The sequence below is a fragment of the Candidatus Pelagibacter sp. PS_40 genome (assembly GCF_059417765.1).
Genome location: NZ_CM182064.1, coordinates 217,036 through 243,577, shown reverse-complemented (window position 1 = coordinate 243,577; position 26,542 = coordinate 217,036). Strand labels below are relative to the sequence as shown.

25 protein-coding genes are annotated in these 26,542 nt (G+C 30.3%); 9 read left to right on the top strand and 16 right to left on the bottom strand.

Annotated features, from left to right (window positions below):
- Positions 1-72: 72 nt before the first annotated feature.
- Entirely contained in the window at positions 73-1,287 is a 1,215-nt protein-coding gene (locus AC5SLW_RS01295) for an NADP-dependent isocitrate dehydrogenase (protein WP_006997261.1), read from the top strand.
- Here the strand turns inward: AC5SLW_RS01295 and alaS are convergent.
- The 6 genes from alaS to AC5SLW_RS01265 form a co-directional block, all read right to left on the bottom strand.
- Positions 1,280-3,949 carry an alanine--tRNA ligase gene (gene alaS, locus AC5SLW_RS01290; protein WP_018413919.1) on the bottom strand — a complete coding sequence of 890 codons (2,670 nt, stop codon included), beginning with the start codon at positions 3,947-3,949 and terminating at the stop codon, positions 1,280-1,282. The two genes, AC5SLW_RS01295 and alaS, sit on opposite strands and share 8 nt — an antisense overlap.
- 97 nt (positions 3,950-4,046) lie before the next feature.
- Positions 4,047-5,198, bottom strand: coding sequence for a recombinase RecA (gene recA / locus AC5SLW_RS01285; protein WP_006997263.1), 1,152 nt, complete (start codon positions 5,196-5,198; stop codon positions 4,047-4,049).
- A 104-nt stretch (positions 5,199-5,302) separates the two neighbouring features.
- Positions 5,303-6,601 (bottom strand): TolC family outer membrane protein, encoded by a 1,299-nt coding sequence (locus AC5SLW_RS01280; RefSeq protein ID WP_018413917.1) that lies wholly within the window; start codon positions 6,599-6,601, stop codon positions 5,303-5,305.
- Positions 6,601-7,527 (bottom strand): uridine kinase, encoded by a 927-nt coding sequence (locus AC5SLW_RS01275; RefSeq protein WP_484014169.1) that lies wholly within the window; start codon positions 7,525-7,527, stop codon positions 6,601-6,603. Before AC5SLW_RS01275 ends, AC5SLW_RS01280 begins: the two co-directional genes overlap by 1 nt.
- 6 nt (positions 7,528-7,533) lie before the next feature.
- A complete protein-coding gene (locus tag AC5SLW_RS01270; RefSeq protein ID WP_018413915.1) occupies positions 7,534-7,896 on the bottom strand; it encodes a GFA family protein in 363 nt (120 codons plus the stop codon).
- Positions 7,897-8,466: an SOUL family heme-binding protein gene (locus AC5SLW_RS01265; RefSeq protein ID WP_494575409.1), complete on the bottom strand. Its 570-nt coding sequence runs from the start codon at positions 8,464-8,466 to the stop codon at positions 7,897-7,899.
- Positions 8,467-8,631: 165 nt separating this feature from the next.
- Between AC5SLW_RS01265 and AC5SLW_RS01260 the strand changes: the two genes are divergently transcribed.
- Both AC5SLW_RS01260 and AC5SLW_RS01255 read left to right on the top strand, forming a co-directional pair.
- Positions 8,632-9,027, top strand: coding sequence for a LexA family protein (locus tag AC5SLW_RS01260; RefSeq protein WP_494575407.1), 396 nt, complete (start codon positions 8,632-8,634; stop codon positions 9,025-9,027).
- Entirely contained in the window at positions 9,005-10,285 is a 1,281-nt protein-coding gene (locus tag AC5SLW_RS01255; protein WP_494575405.1) for a Y-family DNA polymerase, read from the top strand. The genes AC5SLW_RS01260 and AC5SLW_RS01255 overlap by 23 nt, the downstream gene beginning before the upstream one ends.
- 13 nt (positions 10,286-10,298) lie before the next feature.
- Here AC5SLW_RS01255 and AC5SLW_RS01250 read toward each other — a convergent pair whose 3' ends face one another.
- From AC5SLW_RS01250 to AC5SLW_RS01235, 4 genes are read right to left on the bottom strand one after another with little or no spacing between them, the layout of a single operon-like run.
- Positions 10,299-11,465 (bottom strand): DUF1501 domain-containing protein, encoded by a 1,167-nt coding sequence (locus AC5SLW_RS01250; RefSeq protein WP_494574188.1) that lies wholly within the window; start codon positions 11,463-11,465, stop codon positions 10,299-10,301.
- Positions 11,462-12,907 (bottom strand): DUF1800 family protein, encoded by a 1,446-nt coding sequence (locus AC5SLW_RS01245; RefSeq protein ID WP_018413910.1) that lies wholly within the window; start codon positions 12,905-12,907, stop codon positions 11,462-11,464. The genes AC5SLW_RS01250 and AC5SLW_RS01245 overlap by 4 nt, the downstream gene beginning before the upstream one ends.
- Before the next feature lie 5 nt (positions 12,908-12,912).
- Positions 12,913-13,785: a glycosyltransferase gene (locus AC5SLW_RS01240; RefSeq protein ID WP_494575403.1), complete on the bottom strand. Its 873-nt coding sequence runs from the start codon at positions 13,783-13,785 to the stop codon at positions 12,913-12,915.
- Positions 13,782-15,140 (bottom strand): glycosyltransferase family 39 protein, encoded by a 1,359-nt coding sequence (locus AC5SLW_RS01235; RefSeq protein WP_494575401.1) that lies wholly within the window; start codon positions 15,138-15,140, stop codon positions 13,782-13,784. The genes AC5SLW_RS01240 and AC5SLW_RS01235 overlap by 4 nt, the downstream gene beginning before the upstream one ends.
- A 42-nt stretch (positions 15,141-15,182) precedes the next feature.
- Here AC5SLW_RS01235 and AC5SLW_RS01230 point away from each other — a divergent pair, with 42 nt between their 5' ends.
- Complete coding sequence (locus AC5SLW_RS01230; RefSeq protein ID WP_494575399.1) at positions 15,183-15,725, top strand: TraR/DksA family transcriptional regulator; 543 nt, start codon at positions 15,183-15,185, stop codon at positions 15,723-15,725.
- 33 nt (positions 15,726-15,758) lie between these two features.
- On the opposite strand, the gene AC5SLW_RS01225 is transcribed toward AC5SLW_RS01230, so the two are convergent.
- Positions 15,759-16,544 carry an MOSC domain-containing protein gene (locus tag AC5SLW_RS01225; protein WP_494575397.1) on the bottom strand — a complete coding sequence of 262 codons (786 nt, stop codon included), beginning with the start codon at positions 16,542-16,544 and terminating at the stop codon, positions 15,759-15,761.
- A 134-nt stretch (positions 16,545-16,678) separates the two neighbouring features.
- Between AC5SLW_RS01225 and AC5SLW_RS01220 the strand changes: the two genes are divergently transcribed.
- Positions 16,679-18,010 (top strand): pectin acetylesterase-family hydrolase, encoded by a 1,332-nt coding sequence (locus tag AC5SLW_RS01220; RefSeq protein WP_018413905.1) that lies wholly within the window; start codon positions 16,679-16,681, stop codon positions 18,008-18,010.
- A gap of 4 nt (positions 18,011-18,014) precedes the next feature.
- Here the strand turns inward: AC5SLW_RS01220 and AC5SLW_RS01215 are convergent, their stop codons facing one another.
- From AC5SLW_RS01215 to AC5SLW_RS01200, 4 genes are all read right to left on the bottom strand, one after another.
- Complete coding sequence (locus tag AC5SLW_RS01215; RefSeq protein ID WP_494575394.1) at positions 18,015-18,641, bottom strand: glutathione S-transferase family protein; 627 nt, start codon at positions 18,639-18,641, stop codon at positions 18,015-18,017.
- A complete protein-coding gene (locus tag AC5SLW_RS01210) occupies positions 18,638-19,654 on the bottom strand; it encodes an NAD(P)/FAD-dependent oxidoreductase (RefSeq protein ID WP_006997277.1) in 1,017 nt (338 codons plus the stop codon). Before AC5SLW_RS01210 ends, AC5SLW_RS01215 begins: the two co-directional genes overlap by 4 nt.
- On the bottom strand, positions 19,655-19,975 hold the full coding sequence (locus AC5SLW_RS01205; RefSeq protein WP_011281820.1) for a 2Fe-2S iron-sulfur cluster-binding protein: 321 nt from the start codon (positions 19,973-19,975) through the stop codon (positions 19,655-19,657).
- 82 nt (positions 19,976-20,057) lie between these two features.
- Entirely contained in the window at positions 20,058-20,825 is a 768-nt protein-coding gene (locus AC5SLW_RS01200) for a bacteriorhodopsin-like (RefSeq protein ID WP_494575392.1), read from the bottom strand.
- Between the two features lie 216 nt (positions 20,826-21,041).
- Here AC5SLW_RS01200 and AC5SLW_RS01195 point away from each other — a divergent pair, with 216 nt between their 5' ends.
- Positions 21,042-22,937 carry a propionyl-CoA synthetase gene (locus tag AC5SLW_RS01195; protein ID WP_494575390.1) on the top strand — a complete coding sequence of 632 codons (1,896 nt, stop codon included), beginning with the start codon at positions 21,042-21,044 and terminating at the stop codon, positions 22,935-22,937.
- On the top strand, positions 22,937-23,269 hold the full coding sequence (locus AC5SLW_RS01190) for a DMT family transporter (protein ID WP_006997281.1): 333 nt from the start codon (positions 22,937-22,939) through the stop codon (positions 23,267-23,269). The genes AC5SLW_RS01195 and AC5SLW_RS01190 overlap by 1 nt, the downstream gene beginning before the upstream one ends.
- Here the strand turns inward: AC5SLW_RS01190 and AC5SLW_RS01185 are convergent.
- Positions 23,266-24,570, bottom strand: coding sequence for a dihydroorotase (locus AC5SLW_RS01185; RefSeq protein WP_006997282.1), 1,305 nt, complete (start codon positions 24,568-24,570; stop codon positions 23,266-23,268). The genes AC5SLW_RS01190 and AC5SLW_RS01185 overlap by 4 nt on opposite strands.
- 43 nt (positions 24,571-24,613) lie before the next feature.
- Between AC5SLW_RS01185 and ygfZ the strand changes: the two genes are divergently transcribed.
- Both ygfZ and nadA read left to right on the top strand, forming a co-directional pair.
- On the top strand, positions 24,614-25,501 hold the full coding sequence (gene ygfZ, locus AC5SLW_RS01180; protein WP_494575388.1) for a CAF17-like 4Fe-4S cluster assembly/insertion protein YgfZ: 888 nt from the start codon (positions 24,614-24,616) through the stop codon (positions 25,499-25,501).
- A 51-nt stretch (positions 25,502-25,552) separates the two neighbouring features.
- Complete coding sequence (nadA, locus tag AC5SLW_RS01175) at positions 25,553-26,542, top strand: quinolinate synthase NadA (protein ID WP_006997284.1); 990 nt, start codon at positions 25,553-25,555, stop codon at positions 26,540-26,542.

The following is a 26,542-nucleotide window of genomic DNA, read 5'->3' as shown; positions in this document are numbered from 1 at the left end:
TCTATTTGATAATTTTTTATTAATATGTATATAAAGCACTAAATTACAATTACTAATATATATTATTCATTTATGGCTAAAATAAAGGTTAAAAATCCAGTTGTTGAACTAGACGGTGATGAGATGACTAGAGTCATTTGGGAATTCATCAAAAGTAAACTGATTTTGCCTTATTTAGATTTGGATATTAAATACTACGATCTTGGTATGAAAAGTCGTGACGATACCGATGATCAAATAACAATAGATTCTGCTAACGCAATTAAAGAACATAGTGTTGGTATAAAATGTGCAACAATTACTCCGGATGAAGCACGAGTTGAAGAGTTTAAATTAAAAAAAATGTGGAGATCTCCAAACGGAACGATACGAAATATTCTTGGAGGCACAGTTTTTAGAGAGCCTATAATTTGTAAAAATATTCCAAAACTTGTTCCAACTTGGACAGACCCCTTAATTATTGGAAGACATGCTTTTGGCGATCAATATAGAGCAACAGATTTTAAAGTACCCGGTAAAGGTAAAATGGAAATAAAATGGACTGCAGAAGATGGCAGTGATGAAATTAAATATGAGGTCTTTAACTTTCCTGGACCAGGAATTGCTTTATCGATGTACAATTTAGATAAATCTATAGAAGACTTTGCAAGATCTTGCTTTAACTATGGAATAATTAAAAAATGGCCCGTTTATCTTTCTACTAAAAATACTATTTTAAAAATTTATGATGGTAGGTTCAAAGATATCTTCCAAGATATTTTTGATAAAGAGTTTAAATCTGATTTTGATAAACTTAACATTACTTATGAGCATAGACTAATTGATGACATGGTTGCTTGTGCTATGAAATGGAGTGGTAAATATATTTGGGCTTGTAAAAATTATGATGGAGATGTTCAATCTGATACTGTGGCTCAAGGTTATGGATCATTAGGGCTAATGACAAGTGTTCTTCTTGCACCAGATGGAAAAACTATGGAAGCAGAAGCAGCTCACGGAACTGTAACTAGACACTACAGAATGCATCAAGAAGGTAAAGAGACTTCTACAAATCCAATTGCTTCAATTTTTGCTTGGACTAGAGGTTTGGCACATAGAGGAAAATTAGATGGTAATGAAGATTTGATTAAATTTTCAACTACATTAGAAAAAGTTTGTATTGATTGTGTTGAAAATGGATCAATGACAAAAGATTTGGCAATTTTAATTGGGCCCTCAAGTAATTATCTAACGACTAATCAATTTTTAGATGAATTAGATGGTCAGCTTAAGAAAAAGCTTAATTAATTAGTTTTTTAATATTTTCAAAAGACTCTTCAATTTTATCAGGCAAAGTTCCTCCAGCTTGTGCAAAGTCAGCTCTGCCACCACCGCCTTTACCCCCAATAACTTCTGAACCAGCTCTAACAATTTTAACAGCATCAAACTTTTCTTCTAATGTTTTGGTAACACCTACAGCTAAGCCAACTTTATTATCATTGATTGCATAAATTATAACTAACCCTTCACCAATTTCTTTTTTGCCTTCATCGATTAGCTTACGTAAATCCTTAAATGGTAAATCCATAATATTTTGAAATCTAACTTTAAATCCATTAATAGTTTGATCGTTGATTTTATTTTTATCTTTATCTTTTAATATTGAGATAACTGAAAGTTGATCAAATTGTCTATTAAGGTCTTTTATTAAAGTTACTTGATCCTTGTTTTGAAGATTAGGTTTTCCTCCTAATTTAATAATCTTTGTCTCTAATTCTTTTATAACTGCCTCATTTTTTTGATCCGACAAATTGGATTGGTTTTCTTTTTCCTTTAAAAAATCAATTAACTGTGCGTCTCTTAATGCTTCAACTCTTCTTACGCCTGCAGCAATAGAAGATTGGCTAATAATCTTAAATTTTCCAATATCAGCTGTGTTTACAACGTGAGTTCCTCCACATAATTCAGTTGAGAAAAATTTACCTTCTTCATCTCCCATAGACAAAACTCTAACTTCATCACCATATTTTTCCCCAAATAATGCTAGGGCGCCATTTTCAACAGCTTCTTTAGGTGTCATTATTCTTGTTTTCACCTCTGACTTTTTTTCAATTATTGAGTTTACATAATGTTCAATTTTTCTAATCTCTTCGTCTGAAATAGGTTTCATATGACTAAAATCAAATCTTAATCGATCAGATTGAACTAAAGATCCTTTTTGGGTTACATGCTCACCCAAAACTCTTCTTAATGCTTCGTGCAATAAATGAGTGGCAGAATGGTAAGCTCTAATATTATTTCTTCTCTGTGTATCTATTTTTAATTCAACACTGTCTTTTAATTTAACTGAACCTTTTTTAACTTTTCCGTAATGAACAAATAAATCCCCTAGTTTTTTTTGAACATCAGACACTTCAAATTCAAAAGTCTCATTAGAGATTATTCCAGTATCTGCAACTTGTCCTCCTGACTCTCCATAAAAAGGTGTTTGATTTGTTATTATAATGCCTTCATCGTTTTTTTGTAGATCTTGAACCTCTTTATTATTTTTAAGAATTAAAGTGACTACACCTTCTGCTTTATCTGTAGAATATCCTAAAAAATCAGTTGCCCCTAAACGATCTTTTATATCAAACCAAATTTGGTCTACCGAACTATCTCCTGATCCTTTCCAATTTTTTTTTGCTAATTCTTTGCTTTCTTTCATTAATAAATCAAACTTCTCCCCATCTACCGTCAGTGATTTATTTTTCAAAATATCTTCAGTTAAATCTAATGGAAAACCAAATGTATCATAAAGCTTAAATGCCACTTCACCAGGCAATATCTTTTCTACTTTCTCTAGCTCTTCATTTAATATTTTTATCCCTCTATCTAATAAAACCAAAAACTTTTCTTCTTCTGTTTTTAATGTTTCTTTTATTAAAGATTGTGCTCTTTCAAGTTCTGGATAATTATTAGACATTTCTTCTAGAAGCGTTTTAAAAATATTATAGAAAACTGGTTTTTTAGAACCAAGTAAATGTGAGTGTCTCATTCCACGTCTCATAATTCTTCTAAGCACATATCCTCTGCCTTCATTAGAAGGTAAAACTCCTTCTGCTAATAAAAATGAACTTGCTCGTAAATGATCTGCTATTACTCTAAAGCTTGATTGATTGTCATCAGTTACTTTAACGTTTAATGTGTCAGATGCAGATAGTATTAGTTTTTTAAAATGATCTGTTTCGTAGTTATCGTGTGTTCCCTGTAATAGTGCCGCTATTCTCTCAAGACCCATACCCGTATCCACAGATGGTTTTGGTAAATTTATTCTCTTATCTTTTGAAATTTGCTCATATTGCATGAATACTAAATTCCATATTTCTATAAACCTATTACCATCTTCGTTTTTAGTACCAGGTAAACCACCCTCTAGATGATCACCGTGATCATAAAATATTTCAGAACATGGTCCACAAGGCCCTGTATCACCCATTGACCAAAAGTTATCTGACGTTGCTATCTTGATTATTCTATCATCACTAAAACCAGCTATTTTCTTCCAAAAGTTAAATGCTTCTTCATCGTCATGATAAACTGTTACATACAGGCGATTTTTATCAATTCCGAACTCTTTAGTTATTAAATTCCATGCGTAACTAATTGCCTCTTCTTTAAAATAATCTCCAAATGAAAAATTTCCAAGCATTTCAAAAAATGTATGGTGTCTTGGTGTATAGCCTACATTTTCAAGGTCGTTGTGCTTACCACCTGCCCTTACACATTTTTGCGAAGTTGTTGCTCTTACATAGTCTCTTTTTTCTAATCCAGTGAATACATTTTTAAATTGTACCATTCCTGAATTTGCAAACATTAATGTCGGATCATTATTTGGAACTAAATTACTAGATTCAACAATCTTGTGATCATTTTTTTCAAAATAATCTAAAAAAGTTGTTCTAATTTGATTTAGTGTTTTGTCAGCCATATAATTAAAATACAGCTTTTTTATTTGATGTCTAGATAAGTGTAGGGAAAAAAGGCGCTTAAATTAAGCGCCTTTTAATAATTAAAGATGACTTTAACTAATTCTTTTTAGATGGAGGTGTTACTTCTTCCTTTGTTTCCAGTTTAGGCTCCTCTATTTGATCTTTTGCTGCTTTTTCTGGATCTAGTGGATTACCTTCAATTTTTTTTGCTATCACTCCAGCCTTTTCTCTAATTGCCATTTCAATTTCTGCAGCAATTTGAGGATTTTGCTCTAAATAAATTTTAGCATTTTCTCTTCCTTGGCCAATTTTTTCACCTTTATAAGCATACCAAGCTCCAGCTTTTTCAACAATGTCAGCTTTTGCACCAAGGTCAACTAATTCACCCACTTTACTAATACCTTTGCCGTACATTAGGTCAAATTCAACAACTTTAAATGGTGGTGCTACTTTATTTTTAACCACTTTAACTCTTGTTGAGTTACCAATAATTTCATCTCCATTTTTAATGGCACCAATTCTTCTAATATCCATTCTAACAGATGAATAAAACTTAAGTGCATTTCCACCAGATGTAGTCTCTGGACTTCCAAACATAACTCCAATTTTCATTCTAATTTGGTTAATAAAAATCATCATTGTGTTCGTGCTTGAGATTGAGCCTGTTAGTTTTCTTAAAGCCTGACTCATTAATCTTGATTGAAGTCCTACATGGTGATCTCCCATTTCTCCTTCAATTTCAGCTCTAGGTGTTAGCGCTGCAACAGAGTCAATTACGATAACAGAAATCGATCCTGATTTAACTAAAGTATCAGCTATTTCTAGAGCTTGTTCGCCAGTATCAGGTTGTGAAATTAATAATTCTTCAGTATCTACACCAAGTTTTTTTGCATAAATTGGATCTAAGGCATGCTCTGCATCTATAAACGCACAAATTCCTCCAGCTTTTTGGGCTTCTGCTAATACTTGCAATGCTAAAGTTGTTTTACCAGATGATTCTGGTCCATAGACTTCAATAACTCTTCCTTTTGGTAAACCACCTATTCCAAGCGCTACATCTAAACTTAATGATCCAGTTGAAATAGACTCGACGTCCATCGCTCTTCTTTGGCCAAGTTTCATTACTGATCCTTTTCCAAAATTATCGATAATTTGGCTCATTGCCGCGTCCAAAGCTTTGTTTTTTTCGTTGCCTTCTGATTGTTGCGCTTTTGTAGATTTAACTACTTTTAGGTTGTTTTTAGTCATTTTATGCCTTTTTTATTAAATAATTAGTGTTCGAATCGTCTTTTAAATGTACACATTTTGTTCTTATTTTCAATAGTTATTTTTTTTATAATAAAATGGCTTAATTACTGTATTTTTAAGTAATTGCTATTCAACAAACCAATGGCTTGAAGAAGTTTAAATTGTGAAAGTAAATAATTTCTTTCAGAATTTGCTAGGCTTATTTTTGAGTTTAATAAAATTGAGTTTGACTGAATAACATCAAGTGTAGATCTTCCAAGACCTGTTTCATATTCAACTGTTATTCCTTCGTTTGCCGTTTCTGCAGCTTTAACTTGCGCAGTAACTGAATTCAATAAACTTTTTGATACTTGAAAGCTTGACCATGCACTTGCAATATTTGCATCATTTGTTTTTAAGGTATTATCTAATAATAATTTTTTTCTATTTTTCAAATTTTTACTTTTATTTAATGAGGCAGTATTTTTTCCACCATTAAAAATTGGCCATGAAATAGTTGCTTTTAATATTTCTTTATCACGCTCTCCAATACTTGAACTTACATTGTCTGATTTTGAACTATTAAAGGATAAAGATGCAGACGGTGATAGATCAGATCTGGCTATAGTTACATCTTGTTCAGATTGTTCATACTCTAACCTTGAAATAATTAAATTTGGATTAGTTGTTTTTGAAATTTCAATTGCTTCATTTAAATCTTTTGGTAATTCAAAAGTTAAATCTGAATTCTTGCTCAAAGTATTAGTATTTACAATTGGGCCTATAATTTTTTCATAGGTTAGCTTAGCTGTAATTGTTTCATTTTTTGCTTGTAAAAATTGTGCTTGTGCACCTGCAAGTGAAGACTCAGATTGTGCTAAATCAGATATAGTAATTTGACCTCTTTCTAATCTTGCTTGATTGGTCTCAACTTGCCTCTTTAAAAGGTTAACGTTATCTTGATTAATCTTAAGTTTTTCATCAGAAAAAACTAAACCTGAATAAGCTTCAATAGCTTGGTACAAAATCTCCTGTTCGGTTTTTAAAAGTTTTGCCTCAGCTAAAGTTAATCCAATTTTACTTTTTTCCATGCTGGCTATACCTGCAAATCCTTGGAATAATTTTTGCTCAATATTTATTGATTGAGTTTTTGGATCGACATCAGTAAAAGAAGAATTAGCACCTGTTCCATCAGTTAGTTTTTCTGTATTTTCTTGGCTCTTAGAACCTGACAGTGTTACACTTGGTAAAAATTCACTTCTTGATATTTTTACATCTTCTCTAGAAACTTGAATATTTTCACGTTCTGCATTTAATACCGGGTTTTCATTGTACGCTTGTAACAATGCTTTTGATAAAGGTACTGAAAAAGCTTTTCCATTAAAAAGAATAATAGCTAAAGATATTAATATTATTTTTTTCATTATTTTTTAAATTTTATTTTTTCAATCTGATGATTACTATTTAAATTCATTATAACTGATGAGCTTTTTATCGCATCTTTAAACATTTGTTGAGTAATTCTTTGATAAGTTTGCATAAAGTTTATCACATCTCCACTGCTCATAATCTTTAGATTTTTCTTGTTTTTTGTTTGAACCCAGAGCTTTCTCTCCTGTTTTAATCTCCATTCTCTTAATAAGCTAAAGTTTTTAGCCTTTAGATACAGTAATCCATCTAATTGTTTGAATAAGGTTTTGTATTTAGTTTTTAATTGATTGTTAACATGGGTTCTCCATTTAGTTCCTTGATCATAAACTTTTTCAAGTGAGTTAATTGGTTTTTTAAGCTGGCTACTTGATTGGGCTCTTGCTCCAACGCACCAACCTTCAAAAATGACCACATCAGGCTTTGTTTTGATTTTATACCACAAACTCTTTTGGCACCTATCATCTATTGCTTTATTAAATGTTGGGATTTGTAAACTTTTAAAGTTTTTATCTTTAATCTGTTTAAAAAAATTTAACATTAAATCTACATCGTGAGTTCCTGGTACTCCTCTTGTCATTAATAAAGGGTGTTTATTTTTAGACAATAATATTCTGTCTTTTCTTGTTTTATAAAAATCATCAATAGAAACTTTAAAAACATTTAACTTAAAATATTTTTTTAAAATTAAAGTTAAAATTGATGAGATAGTTGTTTTGCCTGACCCTTGTCCTCCAGCCAAACCTATCATTAATGGTTTTTTTTTATTAACTTTTTTTGCTATCCAAAAACTAACAGGTATTAAAAAAGATTTGATCATCTTATCTTTATTTTTAAATTTATCCTTCTTTGTTTCTTGAGAAGAGATAAATTTAAAACAATCTTTTTTTACTTTTTTAAAACAATCATTAACTGCTTGCATAAAAAATTACTTATTGTCTAGAGGATGATTTTGCCCATCGTTGACTGCAACATTTTCTAATTCAAACGTATTTATCTCATCTACGCATCCAAGATTAAATCCTGTCATAGCTGGATTGGCCCTTGGATTATGATGTGTGTAAATTCCGCAGTTCGAACAAAAATAGTGTTTCGCAATTTTTGAATGAAATTGATAAAGTTTTAACTTATCTTCACCTTTAATTATTTTAAAATCTTCGTTCTTAACCATAGACATTATTGCTCCTTTTCTTTTACAAATAGAACAATTACATTTTAAAACTTTTTCTAAGTTATCAGGCACGTTTATTTCTGCTTCTACTTCTCCACAGTGACATGTTAGTTTTTTCATTTATATTTCTCCTTTATTTTTTATATTTATTTCAAACATTGCTTCATTTCTTCTGTTCATGGGTAGTGTGAAAGGTCCATCGTAAGTTGCTTTAATAGGTGGGCTCAAAATTATCATATTATCTTTTTTTAATTCATTTTCTAAAATGCTTTTATGTTTAATAAAATTTTTATCAGAAGCCCTTCCTGAGTATCTAATAACCGCATAATAACCACCTTTAATATTTAATATTTTAACATCTGTATTAGACGGGCTCGGTATGTTTTCTTTATTAAATTTTGAAGGTAAATAAAATTGCATGGTCATATTTCCTTTTTTTTCTATTTGGGTGACTGGTGTTGTCATCTTAATCTCTTCATTTTTATCATTGTTGCCTGATATGTAGTTAAATAATTTTCTAAAACTGTTGCCTTCATTTGATATATCTGTTTCAATTGCTAAACGATCAGAATATTTTCTGATTTCATAAACTTCATTTTTTTTCACTACTTCATAGTTTGCTTCTTCATATGACATACTGTTAGAAGTTATAATTAAGCCAAGAAACACAATTGATAGAAATTTTTTCATTTTAATATGAAGCTTAAACTATCTCTGGTTGAAGTTATCCACAAGAGCACAAAATGTAGTTTCAATGTTCACGTTTTGATTCACCTTTGATTCAGTTACAGACTCAAAATACAACCTATTGCGTGTACTGTATAACTAGTCTATAGATTAGAACAAAACAAGAACATGAAATTAACTATTCCCTTTTACTTACATAAAGCTGGAGCTGGCTTTCCCTCTCCTGCAACAGATTACATTGAAGAAGATGTAGATCTTAATATTCACTTAATCAAAAATGTTCCTGCAACTTTTATCATTAGAGTTCAGGGAAAATCGATGACTGATGTTGGTATTTATGATGGTGACTTATTAGTTATTGATAGAAGCTTAAAACCTAAAAATTTTTCAACAGTGGTTGCAAATGTTCATGATGAGTTAGTTGTTAAAAGTTTTGTTAAATCAAAAGATGGTCAATTTTTAACATCAGGTTCAAAAAATATTGAAGATAAAATAATTATTGGAGATGAAACTGAAGTGTTTATTTGGGGAGTTGTGACTTATGTCATCCATTCAACGTACTAAGAAAATAGCATTAGTAGATTGTAATTCATTTTATGTTTCCTGTGAAAGATTATTCAATCCTAAGATTAGAAATAAGCCAGTTGTCGTATTGTCGAATAATGATGGCTGCATTATTGCAAGATCAAATGAGGCAAAGTTTCTTGGTATTAAAATGGGTGAGCCTTACTTTAAAGCTAAAGAAATAATACTTAAAAATAGAGTTTATGTATTTTCTTCAAATTATTCTTTGTATGGAGATTTATCAAGAAGAGTGATGAGAACTTTAAAAAGATTTAATCCTGAATTAGAAATATATTCAGTAGATGAGGCTTTTTTAGATTTGAGTAATTATCCAGATGATGAAGTAGAAGATGTGGGGAAAGAAATTAGAAGCATTGTTTTACAATGGACAGGAATTCCAACTAGCATTGGTATTGCTAAAACAAAAACACTAAGCAAAATTGCAAATCATATAGCAAAGAAAAAACAATCTGGTGTTACAAACTTGATAGGAATTGAAAATATTGATCCACTATTAGAAAAAATAGATATCAACGATGTGTGGGGAGTTGGTAAACAGATGACAAAATTTTATCATCAAAATGGAATTTATAATGCCAAACAATTAAAAAATATGTCAAATACTTGGATTAAAAAAAGTTCTAACGTTTTAAGTTCCAGAACTGCCTTAGAACTTAGAGGTATTCCTTGTATCCCACTAGAAACTAAAACTTCAAAAAGAAAAAGTTGTGTAGTGTCAAGGTCATTTGGTACAAGGGTTGAAAAGTTTCAAGAGTTAGAAGAGGCAGTTGCAAGTTATTGTTTAAATGCTTCAGAAAAAATTAGATCAGAATCTTTAATAGCAAAATCAATAACTGTGTCTGTTAGAACAAGCCCTTTTCAAAATAGAGGGGTGTATTATTCAAATGCTAAAACTATAGATTTTCCAATAGCTACCAATAATAGTATTGAAATAGTTAAAACTGCTTTGATTGCATTAAATGAAATCTTTATTAATGGATACAGATATCAAAAAGCAGGAATAACATTGACTGGTTTAGTTAATTCAAGTGGCAGTACAAATCTATTTTCCACTGAAAAAGATGAGAAAATTAAAGGCTTAATGAGATCTATTGATAGCACAAATTATAAGTATGGACGATCAACATTGAGTTTAGCTAGCGCTGGAGTTAACAAGAAGTGGAATATGAAAAGAGAGCACTCCTCCAAGATAGATACAGCTGATTTTCATTCACTACCAACGATTAGAGCTAATTAAAGATGACTGTTAATTAAGCTTTAAATAACTTGTCAGATAAATTTTGTAAGTCTTCACCCCAAAACACATCTTTTTGGATACGCTTAAAGTCTAAGTCAAACACTGTCGACATTGCTGATGCATAAACTGATCTAGCATCAATTGTTGCATTAAGATCTCTACCATCATACATTTCTTTTCTCTTTAGCCCTGGCCAATCAGTATGTACTTGGCTTTTCTTTAATAACCCCCCTGCCATAAATATTGCTGTTCCATAACCGTGCTCTGTTCCATTTCCACCATTTTGTTTTATTGTTCTTCCAAACTCAGTCACTGTTAAAATAACTGTATCATTATAAGCTTCTTTAAGATTTTCTTTTAAATTCTTAATAATATCGTCCATTTCAACTAAACATTTTGTATGGGTACCATCTACTCCACCTTGTGCAGCATGAGTATCAAAGCCATTAACTTCAAATACAGCAACTCTCGGACCATCTGATTTTCTTAAATATACCGCAGCTTGTTTTGCAAGATTTTTATTTTTTCTTTTTCCATGACCTGAGGAACCACCCATCATTTGCTCATCTTTTCTTTTTTTTATGTAATTCATCATTTCTAAAAGTTCATCTTCAGAACTTTCAGCATAAACTGATCTTAAAAGATCCAAAGTTTCTTTTCGTGGAAGTCTTCCACTAGCTGGAAAATAATTGTTATTTTTTGGTACACCTCTTAGTAACAAAGGCATTGGTAGTGAAAGTGCTAGTCCATCACCTTGAAGTTTTGCAAGTTTCATGGCTCTACCAACCCATCCTGTTTTTTCTTTATAAGCAACTCTTCCTCCAGTCTCCATTAAATTTTGACCTTCAAAATGTGATCTTTGTGTATAGGGAATACTGGTTGCATGGACTATTGACCCTGTGTTCTCTTTCCAACACTCATTAAATCCTTTTAATCGTGGATGTAATGCAAAATCAGAATTAAGTTTAATTGTATTTTCAATTAGAATATTTTTTCTTCTCTTTTCAAAATTTTTATCTCCAATTACCGGAACTGCACAAAGACCATCCATTCCTCCACGCAACATAATAACTACTAAGTTTTTTTTCTTTGATACAGTTGCTAAAGCTGGAAGGTTAAATCCTGCTAAAAATAAGGTTGTAGCAGAACCTTTTAAAAAATCTCGTCTTGATATCTTCATGCTCTTAATACCTCTGGTAGATTGAACAAAATCATATGTTTTTCTTCATTACTCTTAGCTTTTGATACTATCTTTAATATTTTATCTGGATTATCAAAATTTGTTCGTATAATTTTTTCATGAATCTTGTCATCTAATTGATCTTTAATTTTATATTTAAAAAAAGCTTCTTTAGCATACATCAATCTTCTGATTATTAATTCAGTAGACAACCAATCAGTTGAGATATCAGAGTATCCGTTGGGTTGTTGCGATCTGTATGGATGACATCCTATATCTTCTAAACGCCAGTCAGATTCTCTTAAATTTTGAGCAACTGGATAGCCTAATTGAAATTTATCCATCATTTTTTCTGGAACAGGATAAGCATATCCAGCGCCTGACATATTAATTACTTGTAACCACCAATTTTCAGGATTTTGGAATTTTTGATATTTGTCATTATATTCAAAGGCAACTTTAATTGCAGCTTTATGAACTTCAGGTAAATATCCATCTGACCTTTCCCATGCTTTTATAATTGGAACAATCATGTCTTTTGTTGGATTATCAGTAATCAAATATCTACAAAGCTTTGTTGCAATAAATTCTCTACATGAGGGATGATTTACTAGGTCTTTAATTACAATCTTTAAACTTTTTCTTCCTTTTTTATATTCTCTTCCTAAAACTTTTTTTTTTCCGGGTTCATGGCGATCAGACATAAATTTTATGTCTGTTCCATGATCAGATTTTTTTGTCCATTTAGGCCTCCACCCAGTCATAATCTTTGCAAGTTCTTGAACATCCTCTTGTGAGTATCCTCCTTTAGGAGATATTGTGTGAAGCTCCATTAATTCTCTTGCATGATTTTCATTAAGCGTCGCTGGTTTTTTTTCTTTTCTTCTCCACTCTTGTCTACCACTCTCAGATTTGGGACCAATATTATCTTTATTATCTAAATGCATTATCATTGGCCAAGCAATGGTTGCTTCAGTAACCATTGTTTCAAAATTTTTGTCCATGTTAGCTCTTATGAATTCTCTTTGATAAGCCCCAGTTGAATATTGATGCAGTCTTTGTGTTTGACTTATTGTGAAATGATTAGTCCAAAAATACCAAAGTTTTGCAAGTACAGGGTTATTGCTTCTTACTCCTTCTGCATGTCTTATACAAATTTCATTGTTAGGCCAATATTTTCCACCTGTATCATACTCTAGCTGTTTCTCTGCTCTTTCAAAACCTTGTGGATCATTTTTAAATTTTTTTCTTAAAGTTGTATTTTCTTCAACTCTTTGGGTAATCCAATATTTTCTCATTTCTTTTTCCGAATAAATATGTTTTCCCTTCCAATTTAAATCAGAAATTGCTTCTACTTGTTTTTGAGCCCAGCCTAATGGATCTGATGGGGCTTTCTCATCAGGTTTTAATCCAAACGCTACTTTTCTAAAAAAATTCTTCATTTTAATTATTTAATTTTATCAATACTGTTGATATTTTCTAGGGATTTGTCAAATTCGTCTAGGTTTTCTCTTAAAGCAAGAGTTGAAATTGAGTAAATCATAATTAATAATAACACCAAAGGTATAGAGGTAATTACTGAAGCATAGCTTTTTATAAGAAGAATATAAAAAATAATAAACAAAGCTGAACGAATTAAAACAGTTTTTCTAAAAACACTAATGATTGATAAAGAATGTTTTAATAGATTAAAAAAACTCATCTTTGATGGTCCAAAATATCTAGTACCTCTAATTGAAGGTATTGATAACATATCTTTTTCTACTTTTTTTAAAGAACCAGAAAAACTATTCCATGTTGCTTTTTCATTGATCATTTTCTCAACTGTTATCTTTGACAAGCAAGTAAAATTACCAAATCGTATAGACTGACCAGTAAAGGCAAATGTTAAGAATTTATGAAATAGATAACAAATCTTGAAGAATAAACTTTCTGATCTTTTTATTCTCTCACCCACTATTGATTTATCCTTTGATTGATCTGTAAGCTCTATAAAATTTTTAATTTCTTCAGGTCTATCTTCTCCGTCACCATCCATTGGTATCACATAGTCAAATTCTTTTTTTTCATAAATATATTTAAGCCCAGAAGCAATACATCTAGCGTGACCCTTATTATCTTTCATATTAATAATTTGAACAGACTTTAAATTATTTAAATCTGTTGGAAACTCTGGTTTATTTTCGATAGAGGCATCGTTGATTATTATTACTGAAAACTCATCACTTAATGTTGAAACTTGAAAGTTAATATCTTTTAGAAGCTTAAAAACTGACTGCCAATCATTAAATATGGGTATTAAAATTGTTATTTTGTTCATCTATTTCCTACACAAATATTATCGATGCAAATATATTTTGACAATGAATTAAGCTTATCTTTTGTAATAAGCCCTTCCCAAACTGGTCTAGAATTTAGGTGATATGATAAATTTCCAGCATGCCATTCATCGCCAAGGACAACATTAATTGGCAATGTATAATTTTGCTTCCATAAGTATTCAGTTTTAATCGCTATTTCTTTACCTAAATAATCTGTTCTTTTGTCAGTTTCAGTAATTGAAATATAGGCATAAGCAAAAGGTGAAAAAATAAATAAAATCAAAAATGTTGATATAAACCCATTTAACTTTTTAAGATTTATTTGTGCTTGAAAGATATAGATAATAAATACACCAAAAAATAAATAAAATGGGGTCATCCACATTGTTCTTATTTTAGACCCTGTTAACATGGAGGTTAAGAACATTAATCCAATTGGAATTAGATTAATAAATATTAAGAACAATAGCTTCTTATCTTTTAAAGTTACTTTTAACTTAATTTTTTTTATTAAAAAAAACGACATTAAAAAAAATGGAATTAGTATTCCTATTTGTTTACCTAAAAATATTAAAGGGTAAGTTATATGATCTAATAAACTTGAATTCTCAAGCCCTGTTCTGGCTAGCCCATATGTAATCGTAATGTAATCATTGTTAGTTAACCAAATTAAATGAGGAATTAATAAAACAATAAAGACCTCTAAAGATATTAGATATTTAAAATCAAATTTTTGATATTTTTTTACAAAGATTATATAAAAAAATAATAGGACTATTGATATTAGAAGGTAAACAAAAAGATATTTTGATAAAAAACCTATAGCTGCAAAAACTCCAAGTAAAAAACAATGTTTAAAGTTTATTACTTTTTTATCAAATATTTTCCAAGAATAATAAACACACAACGACCAAAAAGGTAATTGGCAAACATTCACATTAAATTCAGGTGTTGTAAAATTATAGAAATAAATACCCTCTAAAAGAAGTATCGATATTAAGCTTAAAGTTTTATTCTTAAAAAGTTCTTCAGCAAATTTAAAAACAATAATAAATGCAGTTACTACAAACAATTGACTTAACAAGTAATAAAACCAGTCTTGTGAACCAAATGCTTGATAAATAACTTCTGGAAAAAATGCACTTCCTGGTGGATGTTTATTAAATCCCCAATCTAAATTACTTCCCCAAGCCAAGGCTTCAATTGTATCAAGTGGTAAATTATTATTTGTTAATGTTGGAATCAATGTCCATAAAATTAAATGAATTATAAGAAAACTATAAAACAATTTATTTATATTGTTTTTATTGATTAACATTTCATTGATTTTATATGAATTAAGCTTGCTTGACACGTATTAATTGCTGAATATACTCCGGCCACTAAATTTATACATATGCCTAAAATCTCAAAACCATCTACTAAAAAGACAATAGCTAAAACAAAAAAAGTTGCTGCTGTAGTCAAAAAAGCTACTAAAGTAATAAAAAAAAATAGTACACCTGAAATCAAAGTAAAGGCACCAATTAAAATTTCAAAAACATATATCCCAAAAGAAACAGAAAAATATATGTGCGATAAACATTTATCTTTTTTTAAGATAAAACTTACTGAATGGAAAAAAGAATTGGTAAAAGCAAATAATGAAGCTCTGTACAATGGGTCAATGGATGACAATAGTGTTTCAGCAGATATTGTTGATCAAGCAAGTTCTTACACAGATAAAACTGTAGAAATGAAAGCAATTAATAGACAAATCAAATTAATTTCTAAAATTGACCAAGCTTTAATGAGAATAAAAGATAAAACTTTTGGATTTTGTGCAGAAACTGCTGAGCCAATTGGATTAAAAAGATTGATGGCAAGACCAGTTGCCCATCTTTGTATTGCTGCTCAAGAAAAGCATGAAAAAGATGAAAAAGTATACGCTGACGACTAAAACTTCAAAATTAATACTTAAGACCTCTTTTTATTAATACTCTAGTTTATTGCCAACTTCTATCTTACCATCATTTAAAGCTGTTAAATATATCCCCATATCAAAGTGATTATAAAAATTTTTTAACGATTGAAGAAAATTAAAATAACTATCATCAGTTTGTGGCTTTAAATTAATTGCTATACATCTTGGTATATTTTTTTCAACTTTAAAAGAAACGTTATTAATTTTAATTATTTTACCAATCCATTCACGTTCTTTCCAAGGCTTAATTCCATCAATACAAATATTTCCCCTAAATATTGAGGCTTCAATCTTTTTATTAGTTTTTTTCTCAAAATCATTGATGCTTTGAACATTTAAAAGTGAAATTGAATTAACAAAATCTACTTTATTTGAAATTGATGTATCAAAAAAAGGAAATTGATTATTTTGCATCAAAACTATTGGTTGTTCTAGGAAGTTTTCTAATTCTATGATTTTTTTTGAAAGTGCTTCTCTCTCACTTAATTGATTGATGTCTATAGTTAAAATTTCTTGATCCTTAAATGTCAATGTTAACTTTTGATCTTTAAATAAAAAATTATATTTATTCAAGGCAGGTGAATTTTTAAGAGTTAAAATTTTATTCCATTTACCTTTTCTTTCATCTGGATTTTTTTCAAATAATTTTGCCTGTTCCAAATCAAGATTTTTAGCAAATGCAAATACTCTGTCTCCAATAATTCCAATATTTTTTTTGATTTTACAACTTTCAATCATCTGAAATGAAACAGATTTAACTGGACAGTAATTTATTGAAGAAATTGTTGCGTTCATATAAAGTTTAAAAATAATATGGCTTATCTTTCACCAAATCAACTTAAACAATATGAAGATGAAGGATTTGTGTCTCCAATTAATATTTTTTCAAAGGAAAAAGTAAAAGAAATAAGAAGGAGATTATTAATCTTATGAAAAAAATAATTTTTATATTAATGGTATTAATCTTTAAATTAAATTTCCTACAAGCAAGCGAGTTGAATTTTATTAACAATCATAACGCAGTTTGTAATAACGGGGAACGAGCTACTTTTACAATTAAAAAAGGTAACTCAAATAAATGGGTTATTATTTTACCTGGTGGTGGAGTGGCCAGAAATAATGATGAATATATTAATCGATCTCAAAACATGAAAGAGCCAGAACAAAAAGCCCATATTTTCAATCAAGGAATAGAAAAAGATCTTGAAAAAAGAGATTACAATATGGTTTTTATTCCATATTGCTCAAGTGATCTTTTTCAAGGAAATCATATCAATTTGATTAATAATAAAGAAGTTCCATTCAAAGGTCGTGTCATTTTTGAGAGCGTAATTGATCAGATTTATTCAAAATTAAAAAAAGCTGATGAGATTATTTTTGCAGGTTATTCGGCAGGAGCAATTGGAATTGGATTTAATGCAAAAAAAATAAGTGAATTTAAAAATGTACGAATAATTGTTGATAGTTTTTGGTTCGATAATGAAACTAAAAAATTTTATCAAGATTTTGAAAAAAAACATGACAGAAGTTTTTTATACAGAAGTTCTATGAAGTTGTGCAATGATAGCTGGGTATCTTGTTTCCCTTCTCGAGAAAATTTTGAAAAAAATAATATCAATGATGTATTTTTAATTTGGAATATAGGTGACAAATACGCAAAAGGTGTAAAAGATAAAGAAGCAATTAAAATAGCTATTAAAAAAGATATAGATTTCTATAACGCTGGATTCAGTATTGAAGCTGAGGAAAGAAAAGTATCAGGTTTTGAAGATTGGGGGCATGTCTTAGCTTGGGATGATAAAACTTATAAAAAAAATTATTTTAATATTAGTCTCCAAGAAGCAGTCACTAATTGGATGGATAAAAAAAGTAATACTAAAGTAATTGAACACTTCTCTAAAAATGAAATAAAAACTAAAAAAAAATCAAATCTATTTGATGGAAAGTATAAATTTAAATTATATAGATCATCAGAAGAAAATAAAACCAAAATTGGAAATGGTAAACTTGAAGTAAAAGATGGAGAATTATTTTTTTTAGTAAAAGAAAGTAAGCTTAAAACTGGTCCAAAAGAATTTTTAAAAACAGCCATGATATCAATAAATAAAGATGGGGTATTAGATGGATCAATTAAGCTTGATATTTTGGATGGTAAAGATCGATCTGAATATTATCATTTTAATGGAAAAATTAATAAAAAAATATGGGGCACTTCTACAAAAGAAACTTTTTTTAAGGTTTATATCGAGATAAAAAAATAAAATTTTATATTTTTGGAATTTGACTACCGATCTTATAAAGATCATACCCTTTTATAACAGCTTCTCTTTTTGCAATATCTAAATACCATCTAGTTAAGTTGTTATAATTTTTAAGACCAATATCATGCCATTCATGTCTTGCAATCCATGGCCAAGTTGCAATATCTGCAATCGTATATTCATTTCCTGCTAAGTATTTTGATGAAGATAATCTTTCATCCAATTCGCTATAAATTCTTTTTGTAATTTTAAAATATCTTTCTTCTCCAAATTCACTTTTACCAGGATTATAATGATGAAATTGATGATGTTGCCCGATCATTGGTCCAATAATTCCCATCTGTGCCATCAACCATTGATTTATAACATTTCGATCTTTTGTTTCATAAAATTTATTATATTTTTCTGCTAAATATATAAGTATTGCTCCAGACTCGAATAATGACTGTCCATTTTCGTGATCTATAATTACTGGTATTTTTCCAAACGGGCTTATCTTTTTAAAATCTGTTTTAAATTGTTCATCTTTTGACAGATCAATTTTAGTAATTTTAAAATCACAACCTATTTCCTCTAACATTATTGTAATTTTTTTTCCGTTTGGAGTATCTGCTGTAAATAATTCTATCACTTTTTAACGCCAAGTCTTTCTTGGGCTGCCTTTGATGTGGTAGTAAATTCAAATCTTAACTTTTCATCAGGTCTAGCATATTTAAAACATCCTCTAGCAGCTAAAGCTCCTTCATGAAATCCTGAAAGTATTAATTTTAGTTTTCCAGGATAGGTACAAATATCTCCGATTGCAAATATACCATTTAGGTTTGTTTCAAAATTTTCTGTGTTAACGGGAATTGTTTTTTTATCTAAGTTTAAACCCCAGTCTACAATAGGACCAAGCTTCATAATCAGTCCAAAAAAGCCCAAAACATAATTTGTTTCTAACTCTTTTAAACTTTCGTCGTCATGTTTTATTTCTATTGATTTAATATTTTGTTCTCCCTTAACTGAGTTTAATTGGTATTTAGTATAAATTTTTAGTTTTCCAGATTTTTCTAATTCTTTAATTTTATCTATACTCAATTGAGCTCCTGTAAATTCATCTCTTCTGTGTATTAAGTTTACATATGAGCTTTTTGATAATTCAATTGCCCAATCTAATGCTGAATCTCCTCCTCCAAATATTGAAATTGTTTTATCCTGAAAAATTGTTTTATCTTTAATTGAGTAAAATAAAGATCGATTTTCATATTTTTCACATTCTTTTGGCGAAAATTTTCTTGGCTCAAACGATCCCACACCACCAGCAATAATTATATTAGGTGTTTCAAACTCTTTATTTTTATTTGTTTTTACAATCCACTTATTATTAACTTTATTAACTTCTTCTACTCTTTCATTAAGATGAAATTTAATATTAAAAGGCTTTATTTGTTTGATTAAATTATTAGTTAATTCCTCTCCAGTACATTCTGGAACTGCTGGAATATCATAAATTGGTTTGTCTGGATAAAGTTCAATACATTGGCCTCCAATTTTATCTAAATTATCAACTATCTCACAATTCAATCCAATTAAACCTAGTTGATGAGCACAAAATAATCCTGTTGGACCTGCGCCAATTATTAATGCATCTGTTTTAATCATTTAACCTTGTTTTGATGGAATGCTAACTGTTAGTCCATCTAATTCATCTGAAACTAATATTTGACAACTCAATCTACTGTTTTGTTTTGGTTCAAACGCCATATCTAACATGTCTTCTTCTCCGTCTTCTTTTTTTGGAAGTTTATCAAACCATTCTTCTTTGACATAAACATGACAAGTAGCACAAGCCATTCCACCACCACAATCAGCATCAATTCCAGGAATGTCGTTTTGAACAGCGCCCTCCATTACACTCAGCCCGTTAGAAACTTCTATGGTATGAGACTTTCCATTATCTTCTAAGTATGTAATCTTTGGCATATATCTAAATATAATGAGATAAAAAAAAGGGCAAGTATGTAAAAACATACCTGCCCTTCTTCTAATTATTTAACGAGTAAAACTACTTAGCTCTACCAGGTTGAGACATTGCTGCTGCCCAAATGATTAGACCAAAAGCGATCTTGTTCAAAAAGTCAGCTGCGTTGTAAATCACGTTTAGTGAGCTTGCGTCCATTCCACCAGTCATGTAACCAAATACATAACCTAATGGGTAGATAGCCCAACCAACTGTAACGATCATTCTCATTGCACCAAATGCAGTAACAAGAGCCTTGTTTCCACTTTTCGCTGCATTTTTTCCTGCTTCGCCTGAGAATACTTCATAAAGAATGTAGAACCATCCAGCCATACCGATTACAAAACCAAGTGTAGTGTTGATGTATCCTGCTTCTCCTAAGTATCCACCGATTAACATTACTAAAGTACCAATCATCAATCTCCAGAAAATTCCAGAGTTTGCTTTATTTACTGCTGCAAGAACAAAATAGAATTCTAACATCAATAATGGAACTGTAATTAACCAGTCAATATATCTGTATACTGTTGGTGACTCACCAGTCATAACCCACACATCTCTCATGTACATGTAGTGAATAAATGCAATACCAGTAACTAGTCCTGCAACAGTGATTGAAACTCTCCAGCCAGCTGGAACCGATGCTCTTTCAATAAAAAAGAATGCCGTTGACGCTAATAACGCCATTGACACAAGCCAGAATGAAATTCCAACAAAGTCATCAGAAGCTAACAGTGTAGTTTCTGCGTTTGCTACACCTGAAACACCCATTAGGGCTATAGCTGTAAGAGCAAACAATTTTAGTTTTTTCATAAAAAACTCCCTCTTTCGTTAGTTTTTAACTTTTTAGTTTATATAAACTAGACTTAAACAAATGCTTAAGTCATGTTGAGGATTAACTATCAAAATAATTAAGTTTTTAGAAGGTTTAATTGCCTCTAATTTGTATTGATTTTACTTACTTTTTGAATTTTAATACAATTTTTAATTTAATAAGTCTTAAAATATCAAAATAAAGAATCATTAGTGATGAATAAAAAATTCAGTGAAATTTATCAAAACTCTATAAAAAAACCTGAAGATTTTTGGCAAGAAGTGTCTAACGATATTTTTTGGTTTAAAAAACCAACAAAAATTCTAAACAAATCTAATCCTCCTTTTTATAAATGGTTTGAAGATGGGGTGACTAACACCTGTTATAATGCTTTAGACCTTCATATCGATGAAGGTAGAGGTGAAAAATTAGCTTTAATCTATGACAGTCCCATAACTGACAACAAAAAGCAGTTTACCTATAAAGAATTAAAAGAAAAAGTTTCAAAATTTGCAGGAGCTTTAAAAAACCAAGGGGTTAATAAGGGAGATAGAGTTATAATTTATATGCCCATGATCCCAGAGGCAGTTATTGCAATGTTGGCTTGTGGAAGAATTGGAGCAATTCACTCAGTAGTATTTGGTGGTTTTGCATCTAGTGAATTAGCAAGCAGAATCGATGATAGTAAAGCAAAAATATTAGTTACAGCTTCGTGTGGTTTTGAACCTGGAAGAACTGTTGAGTACAAACCTCTAGTGGAGGAGGCCATAAAAATGGCATCACATAAGATAGAAAAATTAATCCTATTTCAAAGATCTGGAAATGAAGCAAATATAAATGCTCCAAAAGAAATCAGTTGGGATGAAGCTCTTTCAAATGCAAAAGAAGTAGATTGTGTTGAAATGAATTCAAATGATTTAGCTTATATTTTATATACCTCAGGAACTACGGGTGTTCCAAAAGGAATAGTTAGAGATATTGGTGGTCATATAGTTGCTCTAAAATGGACTATGAAAAATATTTATAATATTGATGCGGATGATGTCTGGTGGTCAGCAAGTGATATTGGCTGGATAGTTGGTCATTCTTATATAGTCTATGCTCCTTTGTTTAAAGGTTGCACCACAGTACTATTTGAAGGAAAACCTGTTGGCACTCCAGATGCTGGTGCTTTTTGGAAAATAATTTCTGATTATAAAGTAAAATCACTTTTTACTGCACCAACTGCTTTTAGGGCTATTAAAAAAGAAGACCCTGAGGGAAAGTTTTTTTCTAAGTATGATTTAAGTAAATTTGAGTCATTGTTTTTAGCTGGTGAAAGGGCGGACCCAGATACCATTAAGTGGGCAGAAAATTTATTAAAAGTTCCTGTAATTGATCATTGGTGGCAAACTGAAACTAGTTGGGCAATTAGTTCTAATTGTACAGGAATTGAAATGATGAAAACAAAGTATGGCTCCGCTTGTAAGGCTGTTCCTGGTTATGACGTTCAAGTTATGAAGCCAGATCAAACTTTAGCAAAACCTAATGAGATGGGAGATATAGTTATAAAATTACCTTTGCCTCCTGGGACTTTTCCAACACTATGGAATGCAGATAAAAGATACAAAGATAATTACATGACCAACTATGATGGTTACTATGAAACTTATGATGCGGGTCATATAGATGAAGATGGTTACATTTGGATTATGTCTAGAACAGATGACATTATTAATGTTGCAGGTCACAGATTATCAACTGGAGCAATTGAAGAAGTTTTATCAGAACACCAATCAGTTGCTGAGTGTGCAGTATTAGGCGTTGCGGATAAACTAAAAGGACAATTGCCAATTGGTCTGGTCGTTCTTAAATCTGGTGTTGAAAAAGATCACGCAACAATTTCAAAAGAGTGCATTCAGATGGTTAGAGATAAAATTGGTCCTGTTGCTGCATTTAAGATTGTAATTGTTATTAAAAGATTGCCAAAAACAAGATCTGGAAAAATATTAAGAGGAACAATAAGAAAAATTGCTGATGGGGAAGATTATAAAATGCCAGCAACTATTGATGATCCTGCAATTTTAACTGAGATAAAAGAAGACTTAATGAAAAATAATATTCTTAAATAATGATAAAGACATATTTATTTTTAACTATTGCAATTTTTTGTGAGGTAGGTGGAACAATGTTATTACCCGTGTCACAAAATTTTACCAAAATAATTCCAACCACAACACTTGCAATTTTGTATCTATCTTCATTTTACCTTTTAACATTTGTGGTTGATAAACTTCCTATCGCTATTGTTTATGCAACATGGAGTGGCCTTGGTATATTTACAATTGCAATATTAGGATATATTTTCTTCAAACAATCACTATCATGGCAGGCTGTTTTAGGGTTATTCTTTATTGTTACTGGTGTTGTTCTGGTAAATAGCTTTACTATAAAAACTATTTAAAATTTTAAAGGCTTACCGTCAGGTTCTCCCAATATCTTACCATCTCTCATTTTGATTTGGCCAGCAATAATTGTTGACACGGGAGTTCCCTTAAATTCATACCCATCAAAAGGTGACCAAGCACATTTACTTTCAATATTTTCATTTTTAATTGTAATTTTTTTATTCATATCAACAATTGTAAAGTCTGCATCAAATCCTTCTTTAATAAAACCTTTATCTTGAATGCCAAAAATTTTTACTGGATTTTCACATATAGAATTCATTAATTGTTCTAAACTTAATTTTCCATCATTAACATGGTTTAACATAACTGGTAAAAGTGTCTGAACACCTGGCATTCCAGATGGTGAATTGGGATATTTTTTTTCTTTATTTTCTTTTAAATGTGGAGCATGATCAGACCCAATTGTGTCATTAAGATTATTTTTTACTCCATACCATAACCTGTCATAATGAGACTTATCTCTTATTGGTGGGTTCATTTGAGCATATGTTCCAAGTTTATCATAACAATCTGGGGCGTAGATTGTTAGATGTTGAGGTGTTATCTCAAATGTGATGTTACCTTTGTGCTGCGATAAAAAATCAATTTCTTGTTTTGTTGTTACATGAAGGATGTGTGCTTTTTTTTTATATCGCTCAGCTATTCTTACAATTCTTCTAGTCGATGAAATTGCACATTCTTCACTTCTCCAAATTGGATGTGAGTGAACATCTCCATCTTTAATTAATTTTTTATTCCTATTTAAAATTTCTTCATCTTCAGAGTGAACTGAAACAACTTTAGAGCTACTTTTAAATACTTTCTCAATATCTTCTTCAAATTGAACCAATAGATTTCCTGTCGAAGAACCAGCAAAAAGCTTAATTCCACAACATCCTTCTAAGTTTTTTAAGTCTGCTAACTCATCAGCGTTGTCTGGTGTTGCGCCAAAATAAAAAGCATAGTTGCAATACATTCTATTTTTTGCAAGATCTAATTTCTTTTGAAATTCAATTTTATTAGAAGTTGGTGGATTAGTATTTGGCATTTCAAAAACACTCGTTATTCCTCCAACAATTGCTGCCTTACTTCCAGAATGAAGATCTTCTGTGTCAGTTGATCCGGGTTCCCTAAAATGAGTTTGAGTATCAATACATCCTGGTAAAACAGTTAATCCCTTGGCATCAAAAACTTCTTTTGCTTCACTATCAATTTTACCAATTTCTATGATTTTACCATCTTTGATTGCTATATCTTGATCTTTAAGATCTTTATCTATGTAGCAAGAACCGTTTTTAATTATTAGATCTAACATTTATGAAAAAAGTAATTATATTATATTAAGACATCAATCAATTATGAATAATCAAAATGTATACATTTTAGAAGATAGAGGAATTCTGTATATAAACGGTGCAGATGCTAAAGAATTTTTACAGAATATGATTAGTAATGACATTAATAAAGTAAGTGAAGACAGTAGTTGTTTTGCATCACTATTAACTCCTCAAGGAAAATTTCTTTTTGCTTTTATTATCATAAAACACAAGTCTGGCTACTTCATTGACTGTGAAAAATCTCAAACAGAAGCACTTTTCAAACAACTTAATGTCTATAAACTTAGATCAAAAGTTGAAATTATGAATCTTAGTAACGAATTTGTTGTAGCTGCGTTTAATAAAGAAAAATTTTTAGAATTTGAAGGATCAAAAGATATTGCTGGGAACACAATTAAATATAGAGAAGATTCTATTTTGTTAGACCCAAGAAATAAAGATTTAGGTGCAAGGCTTATCATCAATTTAGAAAAGCTTTATCTGTCTTTAAAAAAATTAGAGCTAAAAGATTCCTCAATTGCTGAATATTATAAATTGAGTCATCAATTAGGAATTCCTCAAAAAAACATGAATGAATTACAGAATAAGCTATTTGGAATTGAATGTAACTTTGAAGAATTGAATGGAATAGACTTTAAAAAGGGCTGTTATGTTGGGCAAGAGAATACTGCAAGAATTAAATTAAAAAATAAACTTTCAAAAAGATTATTACCTATTTATTTAATTGAAGGAGAAATAAATCAAGATGATTTAATCTATAATGGTGATTTTGAGATAGGAAAAGTTTTAATAAGTAATAAATATCCTTTTGCTTTAATTAAATATTTGGATGATAATTTTAATCAAGAAAATGAGTTTAAAAGCAAAAACGCTAAGTTAAAAATCAAAATTCCTAGTTGGATTAATTAGTGCGTCAGAATAAATGCATGACAAGATTGTATCAAATTGATAGGTTTTAATATGGAGTTTACTGAAGAAGTAAAAAAAGCAACCGATCCAATTTATCAAAAAATCTCTAAGGTTTTACCTGAGATTGAATGGTCAGTTCATGCTCCCTATATTCATAGAATTAATCAATTAAAAAAAGAAAAAAATGCGGTTATTCTTGCGCATAATTATCAAACACCAGAAATTTATCATGGTGTAGCAGATTTTGCAGCTGACTCTTTGGCTCTAGCAGTAGAAGCTTCAAAAACTTCAGCAGACATTATTGTAATGGCTGGTGTACACTTTATGGCAGAGACAGCAAAATTAATGAGTCCACAAAAAAAAGTTTTGTTACCTGATATGCTTGCAGGATGTTCCTTGTCGTCCTCTATTACAGGTAAGGATGTAAGATTATTAAAAGAAAAATATCCAGGTGTACCTGTTGTTTCCTATGTAAATACTTCGGCAGATGTTAAAGCTGAAACTGACATTTGTTGCACATCAGCTAATGCTGTTAAGATTGTTAATTCTCTTGGTGTTAAAAAAGTTATATTTCTACCCGATGATTATTTAGCTAAATATGTAGCTTCTCAGACAGATGTTGAAATTATTGCTTGGAAAGGAATTTGCATTGTTCATGACCAATTTAATGAAAAAGAAATTCACGATATAAGAAAAAATAATCCAGGAATAAAAATTATTGCACATCCTGAATGTCCACCCGATGTAATTAAGGCAAGTGACTTTGCTGGTTCAACTTCAGGAATGATCAAATATGTAGAGGACAATCAACCTAAAAAGGTAATGATGGTTACGGAATGTTCTATGAGTGATAATATTCAAGTGGAAAATCCTAATGTTGAATTTATTAAACCATGCAACCTATGTCCTCATATGAAAAGAATTACTCTACCAAAAATTTTGGCCTGTTTAGAAAATGAAACTGGTGAGATAATTATGGATAATGAAACTATCAACAAAGCAAGAATACCCGTTGAAAGAATGACTGCTATTGGCAGATAA